This is a genomic window from Catellatospora methionotrophica, assembly GCF_011297335.1.
In the GTDB taxonomy this organism is placed as follows: Bacteria; Actinomycetota; Actinomycetes; order Mycobacteriales; family Micromonosporaceae; genus Catellatospora; species Catellatospora methionotrophica.
Window position 1 is genome coordinate 1 of sequence record NZ_JAAOTJ010000017.1, and the last position, 21,066, is coordinate 21,066.

At 73.2% G+C, this 21,066-nt stretch carries 17 protein-coding genes and 1 pseudogene; 14 read left to right on the top strand and 4 right to left on the bottom strand.

Annotated elements, in window-relative coordinates; genetic code table 11:
• Positions 1 to 170: 170 nt before the first annotated feature.
• On the bottom strand, positions 171 to 1,385 hold the full coding sequence (locus tag HAV40_RS28870; RefSeq protein WP_166386751.1) for an LPXTG cell wall anchor domain-containing protein: 1,215 nt from the start codon (positions 1,383 to 1,385) through the stop codon (positions 171 to 173).
• A 230-nt stretch (positions 1,386 to 1,615) separates the two neighbouring features.
• Between HAV40_RS28870 and rsmD the strand changes: the two are divergent.
• The 7 genes and pseudogenes from rsmD to mutM all read left to right on the top strand — a co-directional run.
• A pseudogene (rsmD, locus tag HAV40_RS28875) lies at positions 1,616 to 2,224 on the top strand (16S rRNA (guanine(966)-N(2))-methyltransferase RsmD); the annotation flags it as partial.
• A 7-nt stretch (positions 2,225 to 2,231) separates the two neighbouring features.
• Entirely contained in the window at positions 2,232 to 2,720 is a 489-nt protein-coding gene (gene coaD / locus HAV40_RS28880; protein ID WP_166386755.1) for a pantetheine-phosphate adenylyltransferase, read from the top strand.
• 110 nt (positions 2,721 to 2,830) lie between these two features.
• Positions 2,831 to 3,325 carry an ATP synthase subunit B family protein gene (locus tag HAV40_RS28885; RefSeq protein WP_155390095.1) on the top strand — a complete coding sequence of 165 codons (495 nt, stop codon included), beginning with the start codon at positions 2,831 to 2,833 and terminating at the stop codon, positions 3,323 to 3,325.
• 201 nt (positions 3,326 to 3,526) lie between these two features.
• Positions 3,527 to 4,117, top strand: coding sequence for a YceD family protein (locus HAV40_RS28890; RefSeq protein WP_166386757.1), 591 nt, complete (start codon positions 3,527 to 3,529; stop codon positions 4,115 to 4,117).
• Between the two features lie 114 nt (positions 4,118 to 4,231).
• Positions 4,232 to 4,405, top strand: coding sequence for a 50S ribosomal protein L32 (gene rpmF / locus HAV40_RS28895; RefSeq protein ID WP_166386759.1), 174 nt, complete (start codon positions 4,232 to 4,234; stop codon positions 4,403 to 4,405).
• A 121-nt stretch (positions 4,406 to 4,526) separates the two neighbouring features.
• Positions 4,527 to 5,300 carry a ribonuclease III gene (gene rnc, locus HAV40_RS28900; protein WP_166386761.1) on the top strand — a complete coding sequence of 258 codons (774 nt, stop codon included), beginning with the start codon at positions 4,527 to 4,529 and terminating at the stop codon, positions 5,298 to 5,300.
• Positions 5,301 to 5,315: 15 nt separating this feature from the next.
• The gene (gene mutM, locus HAV40_RS28905) at positions 5,316 to 6,173 is read left to right on the top strand and encodes a bifunctional DNA-formamidopyrimidine glycosylase/DNA-(apurinic or apyrimidinic site) lyase (protein ID WP_166386763.1); all 858 of its coding nucleotides are present in this window, start codon (positions 5,316 to 5,318) and stop codon (positions 6,171 to 6,173) included.
• Positions 6,174 to 6,176: 3 nt separating this feature from the next.
• On the opposite strand, the gene HAV40_RS28910 is transcribed toward mutM, so the two are convergent.
• The 3 genes from HAV40_RS28910 to HAV40_RS38690 all read right to left on the bottom strand — a co-directional run bounded on the left by HAV40_RS28910 (position 6,177) and on the right by HAV40_RS38690 (position 8,206).
• Positions 6,177 to 6,758 carry an endo alpha-1,4 polygalactosaminidase gene (locus HAV40_RS28910; protein WP_166386765.1) on the bottom strand — a complete coding sequence of 194 codons (582 nt, stop codon included), beginning with the start codon at positions 6,756 to 6,758 and terminating at the stop codon, positions 6,177 to 6,179.
• A gap of 2 nt (positions 6,759 to 6,760) precedes the next feature.
• Positions 6,761 to 7,387, bottom strand: a complete 627-nt coding sequence (locus HAV40_RS28915; RefSeq protein ID WP_166386766.1) for a spherulation-specific family 4 protein — start codon at positions 7,385 to 7,387, stop codon at positions 6,761 to 6,763.
• Between the two features lie 78 nt (positions 7,388 to 7,465).
• Positions 7,466 to 8,206 (bottom strand): CAP domain-containing protein, encoded by a 741-nt coding sequence (locus HAV40_RS38690; protein WP_239086917.1) that lies wholly within the window; start codon positions 8,204 to 8,206, stop codon positions 7,466 to 7,468.
• Between the two features lie 237 nt (positions 8,207 to 8,443).
• On the opposite strand from HAV40_RS38690, the gene HAV40_RS28925 reads away from it, so the two are divergent.
• The 7 genes from HAV40_RS28925 to HAV40_RS28955 all read left to right on the top strand — a co-directional run bounded on the left by HAV40_RS28925 (position 8,444) and on the right by HAV40_RS28955 (position 21,050).
• Positions 8,444 to 8,638 carry a hypothetical protein gene (locus HAV40_RS28925; protein WP_155372087.1) on the top strand — a complete coding sequence of 65 codons (195 nt, stop codon included), beginning with the start codon at positions 8,444 to 8,446 and terminating at the stop codon, positions 8,636 to 8,638.
• 291 nt (positions 8,639 to 8,929) lie between these two features.
• The gene (gene smc, locus HAV40_RS28930; RefSeq protein WP_166386768.1) at positions 8,930 to 12,469 is read left to right on the top strand and encodes a chromosome segregation protein SMC; all 3,540 of its coding nucleotides are present in this window, start codon (positions 8,930 to 8,932) and stop codon (positions 12,467 to 12,469) included.
• Entirely contained in the window at positions 12,466 to 13,065 is a 600-nt protein-coding gene (locus HAV40_RS28935; protein ID WP_166386770.1) for an HAD-IA family hydrolase, read from the top strand. Before smc ends, HAV40_RS28935 begins: the two co-directional genes overlap by 4 nt.
• 364 nt (positions 13,066 to 13,429) lie before the next feature.
• The gene (locus HAV40_RS28940; RefSeq protein ID WP_166386990.1) at positions 13,430 to 14,086 is read left to right on the top strand and encodes an ABC transporter ATP-binding protein; all 657 of its coding nucleotides are present in this window, start codon (positions 13,430 to 13,432) and stop codon (positions 14,084 to 14,086) included.
• Between the two features lie 117 nt (positions 14,087 to 14,203).
• A complete protein-coding gene (locus HAV40_RS28945) occupies positions 14,204 to 17,209 on the top strand; it encodes a hypothetical protein (protein WP_166386772.1) in 3,006 nt (1,001 codons plus the stop codon).
• Positions 17,206 to 20,172 (top strand): FtsX-like permease family protein, encoded by a 2,967-nt coding sequence (locus HAV40_RS28950; protein ID WP_166386774.1) that lies wholly within the window; start codon positions 17,206 to 17,208, stop codon positions 20,170 to 20,172. The genes HAV40_RS28945 and HAV40_RS28950 overlap by 4 nt, the downstream gene beginning before the upstream one ends.
• Positions 20,169 to 21,050 carry an ABC transporter ATP-binding protein gene (locus HAV40_RS28955; protein WP_239086918.1) on the top strand — a complete coding sequence of 294 codons (882 nt, stop codon included), beginning with the start codon at positions 20,169 to 20,171 and terminating at the stop codon, positions 21,048 to 21,050. Before HAV40_RS28950 ends, HAV40_RS28955 begins: the two co-directional genes overlap by 4 nt.
• The last annotated feature ends 16 nt before the right edge of the window (positions 21,051 to 21,066 follow it).

Sequence of the window (21,066 nt, forward strand, 5' to 3'; positions counted from 1 at the left end):
ACCCACCCCGCCCCGCCTCGCCCCCGGCCTGGCCACCTGCCGCAACTCTTAAAGAGTCGCGGGCTCATGACGGCTTTGAGGCCGCGACTCTTCAAGAGTTGCGCGGGGGTGGTGGGGGATGGGAAAAGGGCGGGTCCGGAGGACCCGCCCTTTTCAGGTGATCAGTGTGGTCAGACCTCGGTCATGTTCAGGCGGCGGCGGCGCGCCAGCATGAAGACGGCGAAGCCGATGGCCACCAGGGCCAGGCCCGAGATCACGAAGGTCGTGACGTTGGTGCCGGTCCGGGGGAGGGTCGGCGGGGCGGAGGGGGAGACCGACGGCGACGGCGTCGGCGTCGGGCACTCCTTGGCCTCGGCCTGGTACTCGTCGATCTTGACGCCGTTCTCGAAGACCTCGATCTTCGTGGCGGCGGCCTTCGGCACGGTCACCTTGACCGGGTCCTCGCCCGGCTGGATGGTGATCTTCTCGCTGGTGAAGCCGCCCGCGCCCTTGACCTCGAACACGGCCGCCTTGGTGGCGTCCTTGGCGTTCATCAGGGTGACGGTGGCGACGCCGGTGCAGTCCGAGGCGAACACGGCCGACGGCTTCGGCGCGTTCTTCACGCAGGTGCCCTCGAACGCGACGACGCGCGACTGGGTGTCGGCCGAGCCGGTCCAGTTCAGGCGGATCTTCAGGCGCGCAGCGGTGGCGTTGCCAGGCACGGCCTGGGTGGCCTGGACCGTGCCGCCGCCCGGGATGCTGACGTCGCCGTGCAGGCCGACCACGCTGGCCAGGTCGGTCAGCGGCTGCCAGTTGTCGGTGCCGAACTCGATCGCCGAGAACTTCGGGTCGTTCGGGTTGGCGGCCTGGTTGATGATCGTGACCTTGGCCGGGTCGGTGTAGTGCTTGTTGATCGCGGCCCAGGAGACCTTCCAGTTGCCGGTCTCGGTGTCACACGCGGCCTGACCGGTGAGGTCGGCCTTGTAGTTGCCGCACTCGGACTTGTCGAGGGCGATGTGGCCCGCGTTGGTCTGGGTGACGTTGTTGGTCCACTTGCCGAAGACGGTGAGGTCGGCGGTGGTGGTGTCCAGGCTGACGCGCTGCTCGCCGACGAGCTTGCCCAGCTTGTTACCGGTCTTGCCGGGCAGGGTGGCACCGTCGACGATGTTCGTGATCGCGGTGTCGGGCGACGACTTGTCGTCCACGACGTCGATCACGGCGCTCAACTTGGTGTCCCAGTTCTCGACGGTCCAAGTGATGATCCACTCGTTCGGCGTGCACTTCGCCTTGGCGGTGACCGTGGTGTGGTGCGCCTGGGCGGGGCTCGCCAGAACGGCGACGCCCGCGAGGCCGAGCAGCACACTGCCGGAGTAGGCGGCCAAGCGGTGCAGGAGGGGGCTCTTCACACGTGCTCCAGTTCGGGGTGTGTGGGACGAGAGGTGAAGCTGTGAAGCGACCGCCTGACCCTAGTGAAGCCCCATCCGGGGTACGAAGTGCTCAGAGTGCAGTTAAAGGAACCGTTGCCGAATCGTTATCGCATTTGCGAGAAGGGCTTCCCGACGGTGGCGCTGCGCGCATGAACAGGTGAACAAGCGTCACCAAGAGGACGACGGCGACCGTCGCACGGCCATGCCGTAGCGTCGTGATCGTGACCAGGATTGTGGCCGGCCGGTACGGCGGGCGACGGCTGACCGCCCCGACCGGCCGCGACACCCGGCCCACGTCCGATCGCGTACGCGAGGCGCTGTTCTCGGCCCTGGAAGCCATGACGGAGCTGTCCGGCGCGCGGGTGCTGGACCTGTTCGCGGGCTCCGGCGCGGTCGGGCTGGAGGCGCTGTCGCGCGGGGCGTCGCACGTGCTGCTGGTGGAGTCCGACGCCAAGGCCGTCCGGGTGATCCGGGAGAACATCGCCGTGCTCGGCGCGGGGAACGCGGCCCGGGTGGCGGCGGGCAAGGCGGCGACGGTGCTGGCGGCGGGCCCGGCCGACGGGGCATACGACATCGTCTTCGTCGATCCGCCGTACGCGCTGGGCGAGGACGACCTCACCGCGGTGCTGGCCGGGCTCGCCGGCAACGGCTGGCTGGCCGAGGACGCGGTGCTGGTCGTGGAGCGCTCCAGCCGGTCCCCGGAACCCGGCTGGGTGCAGGGCGTCACTGGGCAACGCTGCCGCCGTTACGGCGAGACCGCCCTTTGGTACGGTCGCGCCGTTGCGCAGAGTGGCGGAGCGGTCTTACCGGAAGGGTGAGCAGCTAGTGAGGCGTGCGGTCTGTCCCGGGTCCTTCGACCCGGTCACCCGGGGGCATCTGGACATCATCGATCGGTCGTCGCGGCTGTTCGACGAGGTGATCATCGCGGTTCTGGTCAACCAGACGAAGCAGGGCTTGTTCTCCATCGCCGAGCGCATCGAGATCCTGCGCGAGGTCACCAAGAACCTGCCCAACGTACGGGTCGAGTCGTTCCAGGGGCTGCTGGTGGACTACTGCCGGGACAACGACGCCCAGGTCGTGGTCAAGGGCATCCGCGCGGTCAGCGACTTCGACTACGAGCTGCAGATGGCGCAGATGAACATCGGCCTGTCCGGGGTGGAGACCCTGTTCATGCCGACCAACCCGCTGTACTCGTTCGTGGCGTCCAGCCTGGTCAAGGAGATCGCCAAGTGGGGAGGCGAGGTCTCCTCCTTCGTCCCCGAGTTGGTCGAACGGCGTCTGCTGGAGAAGTTCCGGGACGTCGGAACCGACTGAACCGCAGGTCCGTCGCGGCGACGCGCCGCAGGGGTCCCCGGTCTCCCGTGCGGGTGGACGGGGGACGCATCATGGTGTGGACAACAACGCTGGACAAGGAGTGACCGTCGGTGGACCCACTCGACCGTATTGACGACATCATCGCGCTGGTGGAAGCCGCGCGATCGGTGCCGATGTCGCGTAACTGCATGGTCGACCGCGGTGAGCTGATCGGCGCGCTGGACCAGCTCCGGGCAGAGTTGCCCGGCGAGCTGCGGCGCTCCGCCGCGCTGCTGGAGGAGCGGGACAAGATCCTCGACTCCGGCCGGCGCGAGGCGGACCGGATCATCCACGAGGGTGAGCAGGAACACGCCCGGCTCGTCTCGGTGAACGAGATCACGGTCTCGGCCGAGCACGAGGGCTCCCGCATCGTCGGCGACGCCCGCGCCGAGGCGCAGCGGCTGCGCGAGGAGGTCGACGAGTACGTCGACACCGCGCTGGGCAATTTCGAGCAGTTCCTCACGCGCGCGCTGGCCTCCATCGAGCGCGGCCGGGACAAGATGCACGCGCTGCGCGAGATCGGCTCGTTCGTCCCCGGCGACGACGACCGCCCCCTCCCCTTCTGAGTCATGCGGATCCCGGTACGCGGCCTCCATCGGTGTCATCCTGCGCTTCGCTCCGGATGACACCGAGCGGCCGCTCGACGGGCTCCTGGGGCGCACTACCGCGCCGACAGTGGTGGCGGTTCGACGGCGGCCTGTCGCTTCAGGTAATCTTCTACGTCGGCCTGCGATAACGGCCTCCATCTACCTGCTCAGTGAAAGCTCATGCCTGCACACTCGATGAAACACCTCGACCCGCGCGCGCCGCTCGTCCTCGACACTCGGGACCTGCCGCGAGGCGCGGGAGCGATGCGTACCCTCCATCGGGTGGTGCCGGCCCCCGCCGAGCTGGGTCTCCAGCTGATCGGGGTGCCCGAGGGCGCGGATCTGACACTGGACCTGCGGCTGGAGTCGGTGACCGAAGGCGTGCTCGTCTCCGGGACGGTCTCCGGCGACGTGGTGGGCGAGTGCGGCCGCTGCCTCACCGACATCGGTGAGTCGCTGGTCGTCCCGATCCAGGAACTGTTCGCGTACGAGGACAGCGCCACGGACGAGACCACGGACGAGTACGAGGTGGGACGCCTCCAGGACGACATGATCGACCTGGAGCCGTCGCTGCGGGACGCGGTGGTGCTGGCGTTGCCGGTCAATCCGGTGTGCCGAGAGGACTGCCCAGGGCTGTGCCCCGGCTGCGGGGTGCGCTGGGACGATTTGCCCGAGGGTCACACCCACGAGCAGCTCGACCCTCGCTGGGCGAAGTTGGGCAAGCTGACCGGCTCTTCAGGGCCGGACGAGCCGGCTGAGCCGGCGCCCTAGATCGGCCGCTGCCTGCCGCGTTCAGCGCGGTGGGGGCCGAGACCCGGGTACGACGGCTGCGGCCGTACCGAGATAATGGTCGGCGACCGCCGACTACTACTGAGGAGTAAGACAGTGGCAGTCCCGAAGCGCAAGATGTCGCGCAGCAACACCCGTCACCGCCGGGCGCAGTGGAAGGCGACCGTGGTCGCGACCGTGGCCTGCCCGCAGTGCAAGTCGGCCAAGCTGCCGCACGCCGCGTGCAGCGTGTGCGGCACCTACAACGGCCGCCAGGTTCTCGAGGTCTGAGTCTCAGGCGATCCCGGTGTGTCCGGGAAGCTGTGAAACGTCACGTCGCCGGCTGGTCACCGCCAGCCGGCGACGTCGCCGTACCTGTGCTGCCCCTCAGCCGCCGGGAGGGGAGTGAGTGATGGCCTCGAAGCCGTCGCAGGACACGCGAGCCGCAGAGCGGTCCGCGCAGGCCGCCGCGTCCGATCTCGCCGCGGCCTTCGGCGTGACGCTCGAACCTGAGCTGCTGGAACGGGCGCTGACCCACCGGTCGTACGCGTACGAGCACGGTGGTCTGCCGACCAACGAGCGGCTGGAGTTCCTCGGCGACTCGGTGCTCGGCGTCGTCATCACCGCCTCGCTGTACAACGCGCACCCCGACCTGCCCGAGGGTCGGCTGGCGAAGCTGCGGGCCAGCGTCGTGAACTCGCGCGCCCTGGCCGGGGTAGCCCGCTCGCTGGGCAACGCCGGCATCGGCCCGCACCTGCTGCTGGGTAAGGGCGAGGAGACCACCGGCGGGCGTGACAAGGAGTCGATCCTCGCCGACACGCTCGAGGCGCTGCTGGGCGCGATCTACCTCGAGCACGGCATGGAACGGGCCGCCGAGGTCGTCCGCGCGCTGTTCGACCCGCTGATGGCGGAGTCCGCGCGCCGGGGCGCGTCCCTGGACTGGAAGACCAGCCTGCAGGAGCTGACCTCCGCGCACGGCTGGGGCGTGCCCGAGTACGCCATCGAGGAGCAGGGCCCCGACCACGCCAAGATGTTCACCGCCTGGGCGGTCGTCGGCGGCGAGCGTTTCGGCGGGGTCACCGGCCGCACCAAGAAGGACGCCGAGCAGCGGGCCGCGGAGGACGCCTGGCAGGTGCTGTCGCACCGGGCCGTGGACACCTCCCACCCGGAGGCCCGCGAGGCCTAGAGGGAGGCTGGAGCGATGCCTGAGTTGCCCGAGGTCGAGACGGTCCGCAGCGGGCTGGCCCGCTGGGTGGTCGGCCGCACCATCGCCACCGTCGAGGTGCGGCACCCGCGCGCGGTGCGCCGCCACCCGGCCGGGGCGCAGGACTTCGCCGACGTGCTGGCCGGGCGGACGATCACCGAGGCCCGGCGGCGGGGCAAGTACCTGTGGCTGCCGCTGGACAGCGGGGACGCGGTCGTCGGCCACCTCGGCATGTCCGGCCAGTTGCTGGTGCAGCCCGCCGAGACGGCCGAGGAGAAGCACCTGCACATCCGGTTCGACTTCACCGACGGCGGCCCCCAGCTGCGCTTCGTCGACCAGCGTACGTTCGGCGGGCTGGCCGTCTCGCCCGGTGGCGCGACGCTGCCCGCGGAGATCGCGCACATCGCCCTGGACCCGATGGACGACGCCTTCGTCGCGGCGGACTTCCTGGCCGCGCTGCGGCGCAGGCGCACCGCGGTCAAGCGGGCCCTGCTCGACCAGACGCTGATCTCGGGGGTCGGCAACATCTACGCCGACGAGGCGCTGTGGCGGGCGAGACTGCACGGTGAGCGACCCAGCGACGAGCTGACCAAACCGGCCGCCGCGCGCCTGCTGGGGCACGTACGCGACGTGCTCGGCGAGGCGATCGAGGTCGGCGGCACCACGTTCGACGCGCTGTACGTCAACGTCAACGGCGAGTCGGGCTACTTCGAACGCTCGCTCAACGCGTACGGGCGCGAGGGCGAGCCGTGTACGCGGTGCGGCTCGCCGATCCGGCGCGAGCAGTTCATGAACCGCTCGTCGTTCTCCTGCCCGCGCTGCCAGCCCCGCCCGCGCGTGGTCGGCCGGGCCTGACCCTCAGCCCGGCGGCCGGTCGGGGGAGGCGGGCACGGTCAGGTCGGCGTCGGGGTGTACGGCATCGAGCAGGCCGACCGGCAGCGACAGCCGGTGCGCCTGGATGACGAGCTCGTCGACGACGCCGGCCGGGGCACCGGCCAGTTGGTCGAGTGCGGCGGCGTCGAAGCCCTTGTCCCGGCACAGCCGGAGCCGGTCGGTCAGGATCGGCGTGATCCGGGTGCGCAGCGCCGCCTCGGGGGAGTCCCAGCGCACCCGCCCGGCCTGGTCGGTCAGCTCGGCGGGGAAGCGCGCGGCGTCGGGCCGGTCGCGCTCGACCTCGGCCAGCGGGAGGTAGCAGACCGCGCGGCGGCGGGCCCGGTGCAGGTCCTCGACGGTGGACGCGGCGGTGGTGAAGCCGTCGAGCACGTACACGTCGGCAGCGGTGGACCGGGGCGGCGCGGTCAGCGACCACTGCCAGTGCAACCGCTCGGGCATGGCGGCCGGGGGCGGGGCGTCGTACCAGTGCGACGGCCGGGCCGGTGTGGCGCAGGCGACGCAGCCCAGCACGACCATCGCGCTGACCGGCAGGCGTACCCGGCGCACGGCTAGACCGGCACCGGCACGACCGTGGACGCGCCGTGGATCGAGGCCTCGTGAGTGGCCAGGCCGAACCGTGCGCCACGTCCGCGCATCAGCTCGTGGCAGGCGGCGATCTGGTCCAGCGGCACCGAGTGCACCAGGTGCGCGTCGCCGGGGCGTACGCCGGACTCGGTGCCGTGCCGGTAGCGGTCCCACGGGCCCTCGTAGGTGCACAGGACCGCGCCCAGCCCCCGGTAGATCGAGTCGGTGGGGCGGCCGGGGTTCACCAGCAGCGTGTCGAAGCCGATGCGGCGGGCGGCGCGCACCGCGACGGCGACCGGTCCGATCGAGTACGGGCTGGTCGGGGCCTGGTCGAAGAACACGCCCCGGACCGGGTAACCGGCCCAGCGGCCGAGTTCGGCCCGCACCTGCTCGGCCGGGCGCGCGCCGAAGGCGAGGTCGACGTAGCCGAGCAGGCCCGCTCCGGCGCGGACCAGCCGGGTGGTCGCTGCAGTCCAGGTCGGGTCGAGCCCGCTGCCGGGCCCGGCGTCGATGTTGAGCAGGACGGTGGCGCCGACGCCGGCAGCCTCGATCGTCGCCCACAGCTCCGGGTTCAGCTGGGGGTGTGCGGAAAGTGTCAGCAGGGGGGTCACACCCGTTCAACGACCGGTGTCGGCGGCTCGCGACTACCCGCAGGTGACTGTCGGCTAGCTGACCGCCCCGTCCCGCGACTACTCGCGGCCGAACTCCTGGGTCCAGTACGCCGTGCGCCCGCGGTAGGCCAGGCCCACGCCGGTCGCCCGCGCGTCGCAGTTGAGGATGTTGCTGCGATGCCCCGAACTGTCCATCCACGCGTCGACGACGGCCTGGGCGGTCGAGTAGCCGTACGCGATGTTCTCCCCGGCTGCCTCGCGGCGGGGATATCCGGTGGCGGCGAGGCGGTCGACGAAGGTGCTGTCGTTGCGGCCGGTGTGGCTGAAGTAGTTCTGGCGCGCCATGTCGGCGCTGTGGCGGCGGGCCGCGACGGCCATCCGGGGGTCGGCGCGCAGCCGGCGGCAGCCCTCCCGCTCCCGCTCCCGATTGATCAGGAGGGCGACCTGGTTCTCCATCGTGGTGATCCGGTCGGCCTCGGGACTCGTACGCGGTTTGGCCCGCGCGTCGACAGGACGGCCCACGGCCGGTGCACTCGGCCCGGCGGCGACCGGTGCGACAGGCGCGGGTCTCGACGCCGGTGGGGTGATCCGCGATGACGCTGTGTCACCGGAAAGGGAGACGGCGGCGTCACCCGAATCGGTGACGTGCTGGACGTCCGCGGCGGCGGAAGCGCCGGGCGCGGCGGAGACGACGACCGATCCGTCCAAGGTCATCGCGCCACCGAGCAGGGCGGCGACCAGCGCACCCGCGCCGAGGAGCGCGGGCCGCCACCGCAGGGGCGCACGATGCCGGCCGTGGTAACGGCCACGAGGTGCCACGCCCTGACGCTAGCAAGTCCGAACGATTTGTACTGTCGAGACACCTTTTGTGATGTGTGAGCCAGGGCAACTTGACGTGACGGTCGTATCGGCGGACTATGGATACGTCGCCAGTCGCGCCCGACCGCGCTCGCCAGCCATATTCGGAGAAACATTCCGGATGGCCCGGGCCGGGAGTCGCGAATAACTGGGCGCGCGTTTGGCCGGCGAACCGGCAGCGCTTCACAAGGAGACGATATGGCGAAGGCCCTCTATGGCCACGTCACTGCTGCGCCTGATCGGCGTATGCTCGACGAGGTCACCCGGTTGCGTGCCACGGTGCGGGCACTGGAGTTCGAGGTAACCCGGTTGCGTGCGGAGAACGATCGGCTGGCGGCTGCTGCTGCCGAGGCCGACGAGTTCTTCCGTATTGCCGAGCCGGCTCTCACCTGAGCGATCCCCGCGTCAGCGGGGCCGTGGCCATCCACATCATGTATGCGGATCGGCCACAGCGCACCATTCCTTATGCGCGCCTCCACTCCTGTGGCGGCGCGCTTCCTTTTGTCCCGGCCCGTTTTCGCGCCGCCACCCGTTTGACCGGTGGGCGGCGCGGGGCACGTGGCACCCGCACCGACGGCGGCACGTCAGAAGGCCGATCTCCTCGCCGGGTACCCTGCTGCTTTGACCCGATAGCATGTGCCACCCGCCGACCGGCGGGATCGCTGATGATCATTTCGGAGCGCCGTGCACCTCAAGAGCCTGACGGTGAAGGGCTTCAAGTCCTTCGCCTCCGCGACCACGCTGCGGCTGGAGCCGGGCATCACCTGTGTGGTGGGCCCCAACGGCTCCGGCAAGTCCAACGTGGTGGACGCGATCTCCTGGGTGCTCGGCGAGCAGGGCGCCAAGGCCCTGCGCGGCGGCAAGATGGAAGACGTGATCTTCGCGGGGACGTCCGGCCGCCAGCCGCTGGGCCGCGCCGAGGTCACCCTCACCATCGACAACGCCGACGGCGCGCTGCCGATCGACTACACCGAGGTCTCGATCACCCGCCGGATGTTCCGCTCCGGCGAGAGCGAGTACGAGATCAACGGCGACGCCTGCCGCCTGATGGACATCCAGGAACTGCTGTCCGACTCCGGCATCGGCCGCGAGATGCACGTCATCGTCGGTCAGGGCCGGCTGGACAGCGTGCTGCACGCCCGGCCCGAGGACCGCCGCGCGTTCATCGAGGAGGCCGCGGGCGTCCTCAAGCACCGCAAGCGCAAAGAGAAGGCGCTGCGCAAGCTGGACGCGATGCAGGCCAACCTGAACCGCGTCACCGACCTCACCGACGAGCTGCGCCGCCAGCTCAAGCCGCTGGGCCGGCAGGCCGAGGTGGCCCGCCGCGCCGCCACCATCCAGGCCGACCTGCGCGACGCCCGGCTGCGGCTGCTCGCCGACGACCTGTACACGCTGCGCACCACCCTGGACCGGGAGGTCGCCGACGAGGCGGCCCTGCGCACGAAGCGCGAACTGGTCGAGGAGGAGTACGAGCAGGTCCAGTTGCGGCTGTCGGCGCTGGAGTCGGCGCACGCCGCCGACGCGCCCGCGCTGACCCAGGCCCAGGACGTCTGGTATCAGCTCTCCGCGCTGCAGGAGCGCTTCCGCTCCACCGCCCAGCTCGCCGCCGAGCGCCACCGCCACCTGGCCGCACCGGCCGAGGAGGAGCGGTCCGGTCGCGACCCCGACCGGCTGGAGGCCGAGGCGGAGGCTGTACGCGAGCAGGAGGAGGCGCTGCGCGAGGCGCTGACCGACGACCAGGTGCGCCTGGCCGAGGCCGTCGAGCGCCGCCAGGAGCTGGAGCGCCAGCTCGCCGGAGCCGAACGTGCCCTGGTCGCCGCCGTCAAGGCCATCGCGGACCGGCGCGAGGGCATGGCCAAGCTGTCCGGCCAGGTCAACGCCGCGCGCACGCGTACCGCGACCGCGTCGGAGGAGATCGAGCGCCTGTCCACGGCGTACGGCGACGCCGCGATGCGCGCCGAGGCCGCCCAGGAGCAGGTCGACGCCGTCGCCGAGCAGACCTCCGACGCCGACCGCGACAACGCCGACCTCGACACGGCCCACGCCGTCGCGGTCGCCGCGTACGAGGAGGCCAACGCCGCCGTCAAGCGCGCCTCCGACGCCGAACGCGCCGCCGAGAAGGAGGCCACCGGCTGGAAGGCCCGCGAGGAGGCGCTCGCGCTCGGCCTCAACCGCAAGGACGGTGCGGGCGCGCTGCTGGCCCGCGGCGGCGAGGTGCCCGGCCTGCTGGGCAGCGTCGCGTCGCTGCTGGCCGTCGAGCCCGGCTGCGAGGCGGCGCTGGCCGCGGCGCTGGGCGCGCTCGCCGACGCGGTCGCGGTGTCCGGTGTCGACGAGGCGGCCGAGGCGATGCGGCTGCTCAAGATCCAGGATGCGGGCCGTGCCGCGCTGCTGATCGGCACGCCCACCCCGCAGTCGCGGCCCGACGTGGCGCTGCCGAGCGGCGCGCGCTGGGTGCTCGACGTGGTGCGCTGCGCGGACACCATCCGCCCCGCGATCACCAGCGCCCTGCGCGACGTGGTCCTCGTCGCCGACCTGCGGGCCGCTTCCGCCCTGGTCGCCGCCCATCCGTCGCTGCGCGCGGTGACCGCCGAGGGCGACCTGGTCGGCGCGTTCTCCGGCGCGGGCGGCTCGGCCAAGGCCCCCAGCTACATCGAGGTCCAGGCGGCCGTCGACGAGGCCCGCGCCAAGCGGGCCGCGGCCGAGGAGTCCATCGCCGTACTGCGCGAGGAGATCGCCGAGACACGCGAGGTCGCGACCGGCCGCAAGCGCGAGGTCGACGAGGCCGCCGCCGCCAAGCGCGCCGCCGAGGGCGAGCGCAACGCCGCCGCCCGGCGGCTGGCCGAGGTCAGCGCCGGGGCCCGCTCCGCGCAGGCCGAGGCGCAGCGCCTGGCCGCGTCCCGGGACAAGGCCGTCGCCGCCCGCGAGCAGGACCTCGCGCACCTGACCGAACTCGAGGAGCGGCTGATGGCCGCCGAGGCGGTGCCGGTCGACGAGGACCCGTCCACCGCCGAGCGCGACCAGCTCGCCGCGCTGGTGCCGCAGGCCCGCCAGAACGAGGTCGAGGTCCGGCTGGCCGTACGCACCGCCGAGGAGCGGGTCTCGCAGATCGCGGGCCGGGCCGACTCGCTGCTGCGCCAGGCCGCCGCCGAGCGGGCCGCCCGGGAGCGCGCCGCCGCCCGCCGGGCCGCCCGCGAGCGGGGCGCCGCCGTGGCCAAGGCCGTCGAATCCGGCACCCGTGACGTGCTGAACAGGCTGAACGTGGCGCTGGAGGAGGCCGCGGAACGCCGGGACACCATCGCGCAGGCGCGTACGGCGCGGGAGGCCGAGCTGGCCCAGGTGCGCAACGGGGCCAAGCGGCTCGGCGACGACCTGAACCGGCTGACCTCCGAGGTCCACCGCGACGAGGTCGCCCGCGCCGAGCAGCGCATGCGCATCGAGCAGCTGGAAACCCGCGCCGCCGAGGAGTTCTCGATGGACGTGGAGACCCTGCTCGGCGAGTACGGTCCCGACGTGCCGGTGCCGGTGATCATGCTGGGGTCCGCCGACCTGGCCGAGCCGGAGCCGTACGACCGGGCGATCCAGGAGAAGCGCGCCGCCAAGGCCGAACGCGACCTCGCCCTGCTCGGCAAGGTCAACCCGCTGGCGCTGGAGGAGTTCGCGGCGCTGGAGGAGCGCTACAAGTTCCTCTCCGACCAGCTCGAAGACCTCAAGGCCACCCGCAAGGACCTGCTCACCGTGGTCAAGGACGTCGACGACCGCATCCTGGAGGTGTTCGCGACGGCGTTCGAGGACACCGCGCGCGAGTTCCAGGTCGTCTTCCCGATCCTGTTCCCGGGCGGCGAGGGCCGCCTCGTGCTGACCGACCCGGACAACATGCTCACCACCGGCGTCGAGGTCGAGGCCCGCCCGCCCGGCAAGAAGATCAAGCGGCTGTCGCTGCTGTCGGGTGGCGAGCGCTCGCTGACCGCCGTGGCGATGCTGTGCGCGATCTTCCGCGCCCGCCCCAGTCCCTTCTACATCATGGACGAGGTGGAGGCGGCGCTCGACGACGTCAACCTCGGCCGCCTGATCACCCTGTTCCGGGAGCTGCGCTCGCGCAGTCAGCTGATCATCATCACGCACCAGAAGCGCACCATGGAGGTCGCCGACGCCCTGTACGGCGTGACCATGCGCAACGGTGTCACCGAAGTGATCAGCCAGCGGCTGAAGGGCGAGTCCGAATGAGGCGCCGGCCCGCCGAGGCACTGCTGATCGACTTCGACGGTGTGCTCCGCCACTTCGACCCCGCGGCGTACGGCGACTTCGAGTCCCGCCATGGCGTCGCGCCCGCGAAGCTGCTGGAGTCGGGGCTGGAATGGGCCCGCCAGCTGCCCGCGATCACCGGTCACTGGACCCGGCAGCAGTGGCTGGACGAGATCGCGGCGCACACCGGCGCGTCCGCGGCGGCGCTGACCGAGTGGGACGCCTACCCCGGCTACGTCGACGAGGCCGTGCTCGGCTTCGTACGCGAGGTGCGCGCCGCCGGGCGCAGGGTCGGCCTGGCCACCAACGCCACCGACGACCTGTACGACGACCTGGCCCTGCTCGGCCTGACCGACGAGTTCGACGCGATCGTCTCCTCGGCGGAACTGGGCTTGCACAAGCCGTCGAAGGAGTTCTTCAAGGCGGCCTGCCTGGCCCTGGAGACCCCCGCCGACCGCTGCCTGTTCCTCGACGACACCGACCGCAACATCCGCGGCGCCCGCGCCGCCGGACTGTCCGCGCTCCGCTGGGACGGCCCCGCCGCCCTCCCGTACGCCCGAGCCGCCCTGAACCTCTAACCCCACCCGCCGCGCCCCGCGCACCCCGCGCGCCCCGCGCCCACCCCCGGGCCGCAACTCTTAAAGAGTCGCGCCTTCTTGACTGTCCCCAGGCCGCGACTCTTTAAGAGTTGCGGCAGAGGGGGCGTGGCGGGCGGGCGGGGCGGAGGCGCGGCGCGACGTGGCGGTGGGGGCGGTGGGGTGGGTTGGTGTGAAAGTTTCTCTCGGGATGTGGAATCGGTAAGGGGCGGTGACAACCGGATCTCCGTGCTGCGCGTGACTACTACCGGACTCTTGACGATCTCCATGGGCGGCTCTCGGGTAGAGAGCGGTTTCCGGAGATGCGGGGGTGCGCACGACCCGATTCGGCGAGGGGAGCGCGGCGATGTCGTCGTCGCTGGTAGTGGACCGCGTAACGGTGGAGTACACCGCCGGAGCGCCGGTGCTGCGTGACGTGTCCGTGACGGCCATGGCGGGCCGCATGCTCGCGGTGACCGGCCCGTCCGGCGCGGGTAAGACGACCCTGCTGCGGGCCATGGCGGGTGTGCTGCGCCCGGTCAGCGGCGCGGTCGCGGTCGACGGCAGACCGCTGAGGGACCGCGACGACGCGGTCGGTCGCCGGGTGGTGCTGATCCCGCAGGACAACGGACTGGCCACCATCCTCACCGCGGGTGAGAACGTGCAGGTCGTGCTGGTGGCCAACGGGTTCACCCCGGAGGACGCGCGCCGGGCCACGGCCGAGTCGCTGGAGCACGTCGGCCTGTCCGCGCAGGCGGGGCAGCTGGTCGAGGAGCTGTCCGGCGGCCAGCAGCAGCGTACGGCGATCGCCCGCGGCCTGGCCCTGTCCGGTGCGGTGCTGCTGGCCGACGAGGTCACCAGCGAGCTGGACGCGGCCAACCGCGCCCGGGTGCTCGACCTGCTGCGCGCCGAGGCAGACCGGGGCGCCTGCGTCGTGCTGGCCACCCACGACCTCGAAGCCGCCGCCGCCTGCGACGCCGAACTACACCTGCTCGACGGCGCTGCCGAGCTGGTCCGGGCCTGACAACCCATCCAGGCTGCCCCACCGGGCCAGGCCGACTGTCTTGAACCTCACCCCCGATCCGCCTCCCGTGGAAGCGCCTGCCGCGCCGTGATCGGGGAACCCCCGAAGAGGTAGCGCATGCTTCGCTTGGTACTCGGCGTGCTGGCGAGCCGCCGCAGCCAGGCTGTGACCCTGGCCGTGCTGGCCGTGCTGGCGGTCGCCGCCGGCACCGCCGCGCCGCTCTACGCCTCCGCCGCCGACCGCGCCGTGGTCTCCGCCGAACTGCGCGCCGCCACCGCGGCCGAGCGCTCCATCGCCTTCACCGCCGAGATCGCCGCGGCCGGCGGGTACACCGCGCAGCTCGACAGCCTGCGCGGTCAGGTCGCCGAACGCACCGACGGCAGCGGGCTGACCGAGGTCGTCGCGGTGCACGCGGACGGCCGGGTGCCGGGCATCGCGCCGGTCGACGCGCCGCTGTCGATGCGCGCCGACGTGTGCGAGCACCTGGTGTTCACCGCCGGAACCTGCCCGGCCGCCGCGAACGAGGTCGCGATCAGCGAACCCACCGCGCAGCGGCTCGGCGTGAGCACCGGCGGCGAGTTCGTCTACGAGGCCCAGCGCGCCCCGAAGCCGCTGACCCTGCGCGTGGTCGGGGTGTACGACCCGGCGGGGCCGCTGTCCACCGGTGACCCGTACTGGGCCGGGCGGGCCGACTACACGCCGCGTCCGCAGCGGGTGGGCAATCCGATGTTCGTGGCCGCGCCGACGATCGCGGCCCTGGACGCGGCCACGCTGGTCGCGACCGTGGACATGATCGCGGGCGACGAGACCTTCACGGCGGGCAACCTCGACGGGCTGACCGAGGTGGTCAAGCCGGGGCTGGGGCTGGTCGGCGTACGGATCGACAACGGCCTGCCGCGGCTGCTCCAGCGGATCGAGGACACCCGCGAGGTGCTGGGCCTGGCCGCCCCGCTCGGCGCGGTGCAGCTGCTCGTCGTGTGCTGGTTCGTGCTGCTGATGGCAATCGGGTACACCGCCTCGGAGCGGCGCAGCGAGCTGGCGCTGGGCCTGCTGCGCGGCGTGCTGCCCCGGCACCGGGGCCTGCTCGCGCTCGGCCCGACAGCCCTGGTGCTGCTGGTCGCCGCGCCGTTCGGGGTGCTGCTGGGCTGGCTGCTGGTGCGGTTGCTGACCTGGGCGACGTTCGCGCGCGCCCAGGACGTCGTGCTCGATCGGGGGGCTCTGCTGGCAGCGGGTGGCACGCTGCTCGTCGTCATGATCAGTGCGGCGGTCGCCGAGTGGCGGGTGTTCTCCGGCTCGCTGATGGAGGGGCTGCGGCAGGTGCCGACCCGGCGTCGGCGGCGCGTCGGGCTGGTCGAGCTGGCGGTGGCGGTGGTCGCCCTGGCCGCGATCGGGCAGTCGTACGCCACGGACAGCCAGGAGGGCGGGCTGCCACTGCTCGCGCCGCTGCTGCTGGCGATCGTGGTCGGCCTGCTCACCGCCCGGGTGGTGCGGTCCGCGGCGACCCGGTTCGGCGCGTCCCGCCTGCACCGGGGCAAGCTCGCGCACGGGCTCGCGGCGCTCCAGGTGGCACGCCGCCCCGGTGCCGACCGCCTGGTCGCGCTGACCGTCGTCGCGGTGGCCCTGGTCGGATACACGGTGAGCGCCTGGGATGTGGCCGCGAACGCGGCCCGGGAACGGGCCGAGCTGGCGCTGGGCGCGCCCCGGGCGCTGACCGTGTACGCCCAGTCGCGTACCGCGCTGCTGACGGCGGTCGCCAAGGCCGACCCCGCCGGGGCCTGGGCGATGGCGGTGACCCGGCAGGACGACCCCGACATGACGCTGCTCGGTGTGGACAGCACCCGGCTGGCCGCCGTCGCGCTGTGGCCCGAGAACGCGACCGTGTCCGCGGCCGACGCGGCGAACCTGCTGCGTGCGCCCGCCGGTGATCCGGTGATGGTGGCGGGCGGCGGCCTGGAGTTCGACGTGAACACCACCGCGGACTTCGGCGGCCCGATGCGGTTGACCGCCGCCCTGGTCGGACCCGACGGGGCTCCGGTCACCGGCGCGGTGCAGATCGCCGACGGGGCCGGGCGCGCGTCGTACAAGCTGGATCTGCCCGCGTGTGCGGTCGCGCCGGGCTGCCGCCTGTTCTGGCTCAGCTTCCCCCAGTCGCCGGAGGGCTTCGGGCTGGTCCGGCTGCGCCAGCTCGGCCCGGACCGCACGCTGCTGGAGGGGCGGGCCATCGGCGCTGCCTCGCGGTGGCGGCCCGAGCTGGGTGCCGAGCGCGAGGTCACGGTGCTCAGCTCGGACGACGCCGTGGGCCTGAACTACGTGCCCAGCGACCCGCGCCAGATCAGCACCGACATCAGGCTGTACGTGTCCGACGCGCCCGTGCCGCTGCCCGTGGTGGTGTCGGGGCCGCCGTGGCTGCCGCACACCGGCGAACTGTCCGAGATCGAGCCGCTGCAGGCCCTGCCACGGCCGGTGGACCTGCGCTGGCTGTCGCCGGTGCTGCCGGGGGCGGGCGCCTCGGGGGCGCTGTTCGACCTGCAGCTCGCCGACCGGCTCAGCGGCAGCCGCGACAACGCCATCCAGCTGCAGGTATGGCTCAACGAGAAGGCCCCCGCCGACGCCGTGGACCGGCTGCGCGCCGCGGGCCTGGTGCCGGTACGCGACGAGGCGGTGGCCGCGCGCGTCGACCGGTACCGCGAACAGGGTGCGGGGCTGGCCCTGCGGCTGCACCTGGCGGCGGCGGTGCTCAGCGTGCTGCTGGTGGCGCTGGCCGTGCTGGTGCTCGCCGCGACGGACCGCCGCAACCGCTCGGCCGAGCTGGCGGCGCTGCGCCTGCAGGGCCTGCCCGCCGGTGCGGCCGCCCGTGCGGGCCGCCTCGGCAACCTCGCCATGATCGGCATCGCGGCGCCCGTCGGCGCGCTCACCGCCGTCGTCGCCTGGGCCGTCAGCGGCCCGGCCCGGCAGATGCTGACCGCCAGCGGCGGGCTCGCGCCACCGGGACCGGGCCTGCCGGTCGTCGCGGCGGCGGTCGTCGCCGCCACCGCGGTGCTGCTGGCGGCCGCGCTCACCGCCGGGCGCTCGCTGGCTCGGGCCACCACCGGCCGCCCCGGCACTCAGGAGGGACCGCGATGACCGCGCTGCTGTGGGCGATGGTGAAGGCCCGGCGCGGGCTGGCCGTCATCACGCTGGTGCTGACGGCACTGGCCGCGGCCGCCGCGTCGGCGGGACCGCTCTACCAGGAGGCGGCCGCGGTGTCGCTGCGCGGCGTCGAGGTCGCCGCGGCCACCGTCGGCGAACGCGTGGTCACCGCGCAGACCTCGGACGATCCGCGCGGCGGCGAGCAGCCGCTGCGCCCGTACGTCCCCGGCATGATCACCCTCAGCGGCACCTCGGCGCAGGTCGTCGTCACCGGTGAGCAGGGCGAGGAGGGCGAGCAGGGCATGTTCCTGGCCGCCCGGACCGGGGTCTGCCAGCACCTGACCATCGCCCGGGGGCGGTGCGCCACCGGCGAGCGCGAGGTCGTGCTCCGCGAGGACGCCGCCCGCGAACTGAACGCGGTGCTCGGCCAGGACCTGGCGTTCCGGACACCGCCCGTCGGGTCAATGGAGTTCGAGCGCCCCCCGGCGGTCCGGCTCACCGTCGTCGGCCTCTACCGGCCGGTCCGGCTCGACGACCCGTACTGGGGCGACCGCGAGATCCTCACCGGCATCGACCGGCCCGCCGCGTTCGCCACCGAGCGCACCGTGGCCGCCGTCGAGGGCAGCCGGATGCGCATGGTGGACCTCCTGGTCACCCCGGCGGCCTTCGAGAACATGGACGCGCTGCGCGACGACCTGGGCGACGCCGAGTCCGAACTCGACGCGGGCGGCTTCGGCACCGACAGCGAGCTGAGCAAGCTCATCGGCCGGATCAAGGACGGGGAGTCGCAGCTGTCGTCGAGCCTGCTGCTGGCGGCGGTGCCGCTGGTGATGCTGTGCTGGCTGGTCCTGTTCATCGCGGTGGCCGGTGGGGTCGAGCAGCGGCGCGGCGAGCTGGGCCTGACCGCGCTGCGCGGCGTGCCCGCCCGCACCCGGTGGCTGCTGGCCACCGCCGAGACGTCCGTGCCGGTGCTGGTCGCGGTGATCCCCGGCTACCTGCTCGGGTACGCGCTGACGGCACTGCTCGCCACGGTCGCGCTGCCCGGCTCGCCGCCGGTCTACCTGAACCCGGCGTCGGCGCTGTACACGGCCGCCGCCGTGCTCGGCGCGCTGCTGGCCGGGCTGCTCGCGCAGGTGCGCGCGCTGACCACCCCCGTGCTCGGCCTGCTGCGCCGGGCTCGGGTGCGCCGCAGCGGCGGGCTCGTCGGCGGTGTCGAGGCGATGGTCGGCGCGCTCGCGCTGGTCGCCGGTTACCAGGTGGCGGCTGGTGAGGACACCGGCGCCGGCGGCATCGGTCTGCTCGCGCCGCTGTGCATCGCACTGGGTCTCGGCCTGGTCGCCGCCCGCGCGATCGGCATCCCGGCGGAGCGGCTGGGCCGCCGGGCGCTGCGCCGGGGCCGGGTGCGCACCGGCCTGGCCGCGCTGACGCTGGCCCGCGGCGGTGGCACGCACTGGGTCGTGGTCCTGCTGACCGTCGTGTTCGGGCTGCTCGGGTTCGCGCTGTCGGCCCGCGACGTGGCCGCGCAGGCCTGGCACGAACGGGCCGAGGTGCAGGTCGGCGCGGCGCGCGTGCTGCAGGTCGAGACGCTGCCCGCGGCCAGCCTGGTGCACGCGGTGCGCACCGCGGACCCGGCGGGCCGCTACGCGATGGCGGCCATGCGGGTGAACGTGAACACCGAGACGAAGCTGCTGGCCGTGGACAGTTCCCGGTTCGCGGCGGTGGCGCTGTGGCCGGGCGCGTACGGCGCGGCCACGCCCGCCGAGGTGGCGCGGCAGTTGCGGCCCGCCGAGGGCACGCCGCTTACGCTGACCGCCGCCGACGTCGAGATCACGGTGACCCTGGACCGGATCGAGCCGGGCGCGAAGGCGGGACTCACCCTGCGGCTGGTGGGCACCGCCGGGGCCCAGTCCGTCGTACGGGTGGAGGCACTGCGGCCGGGCACGCAGACGTACCGGGTTGCCACGCCCACCTGTGCGGCCAGCCCGTGCCAGGTCAGGAGCCTGTCGGTGGACCTGTTCACGCCCAAGCGCTATCTGGTCGACCTGACCGTCGGCGACCTGCGCGACCCCACGGGCAGGACGCTGCTGTCCGGGGCGGACCTGGCCGGGCACCACTGGCGGCTGCCGCAGACCAGCGCCGCCCGGCCGGTGCCCGAGATGGCTCCCGGCTCCGGTGGCCTGCGGATCTGGGTCGACAGTGTGCTCACGCCCGACATGCGGGCCGCCGCCGACCCCGCGCCCGACCCGCTGCCCCTGGTCGCCGCCGGTGACCTGCCCCCCGAACTGCTCGGGGCGGGCGGCACGGTCCGGGTCCCGATCGTCCGTGCGGGCACCCTGCCACTGGTGCCCCGTTACGGGGCGCACGGCGCGCTGGTCGACCTGCAGTACGCCGACCTGCGTACGGGCGGCGAATCGGACGCGCAGGAGCCCGAGGTGTGGCTGGCCGCCGACGCGCCCGCCGACCTCGTCCAGCGCCTGGAGGCCAACGGCCTGAAGGTGCTCGGCGAGCGCGACGCGGCCGGGCAGCTGCACCTCTACCAGGAGCAGGCTCCCGCGCTGGCGCTGCTGTTCCTGGCCGTGGCGGCGTTCGCCGGGGTGCTGTTCGCCGCGGGCGGCCTGCTCATCACCGCGGTGCTGGAGCGCGGCCGCGGCGACGGCGGACTGGCCGTCCTGCGCGGGCAGGGTGTGAGCCAGCGGGCGCTGCGCGACGCGGACCTGGGCGGACGGTTCGCCCTGGTGCTCGCGGGCACCGTCATCGGCCTGCTCGCCGCCGGGTTGTCGTGGGCGCTGGCCCGCGGGGTGCTGCCCGTGTTCGGCGACGGGGGCACCGCCGTGCCCCCGCCCGACCTGCCCGGCCCGCTGGTCACCGTGCCGATCGTGGCGGCCCTGCTGGTGCTGTTGACAACCTGCCTGCTGGCCACGAGGGTGGCCCGCGGAAGCGAGGGAGTGACGTCGTGAAGAACAACTCCAGCCTGACCGGCCTGGCCGTGGTGTGCCGCCGGGTGGTGCACATCTATCGCGCCGAGGGCGGCGACGTGGTGGCGCTGGCCGGTGTCGACCTCGACATCGCGCCGGGCGAGCGGGTGGCCCTGGTCGGGCCGTCCGGCTCCGGCAAGTCGACGCTGATCGCGCTGCTGGCCGGGCTGATGCGGCCCAGCGCCGGCCGGGTGCAGATCGGCCTGGTCGACATCGGCCGGATCAGCGAGGCCGAACTCGCCCGCCTGCGCGGCACCGACCTCGGCGTGGTGCTGCAGGGCGCGCGGCGCAACCTGCTGCCGTACGCGACCGTGCTCAGCAACGTGTGGCTGGCCCAGCGGCGGGCGGCGCACGTACGCCCCGCCGACCTGGAGCCGCCGGAGCGCATCCTGTCCCTGCTCGGGCTGACCGGGCTGGGCCACCGCAAGGTGCAGGACCTGCCGCCCGGAGCCGCGCAGCGGGCCGCCATCGCCGTCGGCATGGCCGCCTCGCCGGGCCTGCTCCTGGTCGACGAGCCGACCAGCCAGCTCGACCGGACCGCGCGCGACGAGGTGCTGGCCGCGCTGGAGGCCGTCAACACCGAGCGCGGCACCACCATCGTCGCCGTCACGCACGACCCCGACGTGGGCGCGCGGCTGGGCCGGGCGGTGACCATCCGCGACGGCCGGGTCGGCTCCGAGGGCCGCGACGGCCGCGAGTTCGCGGTCATCGCCGGGGACGGGACCGTGCAGCTCCCGCCGGACGTGCTCGACGTGCTGCCGCCCGGCACCCTGCTCTCCGTCGAACACGCCAACGGCAAGGTCACCCTGGTCACCGACGACCACTCGGTCTCCGTACCGGTAGCCTCCGACGCTGCCTGACGGCTTCCCCGCGACC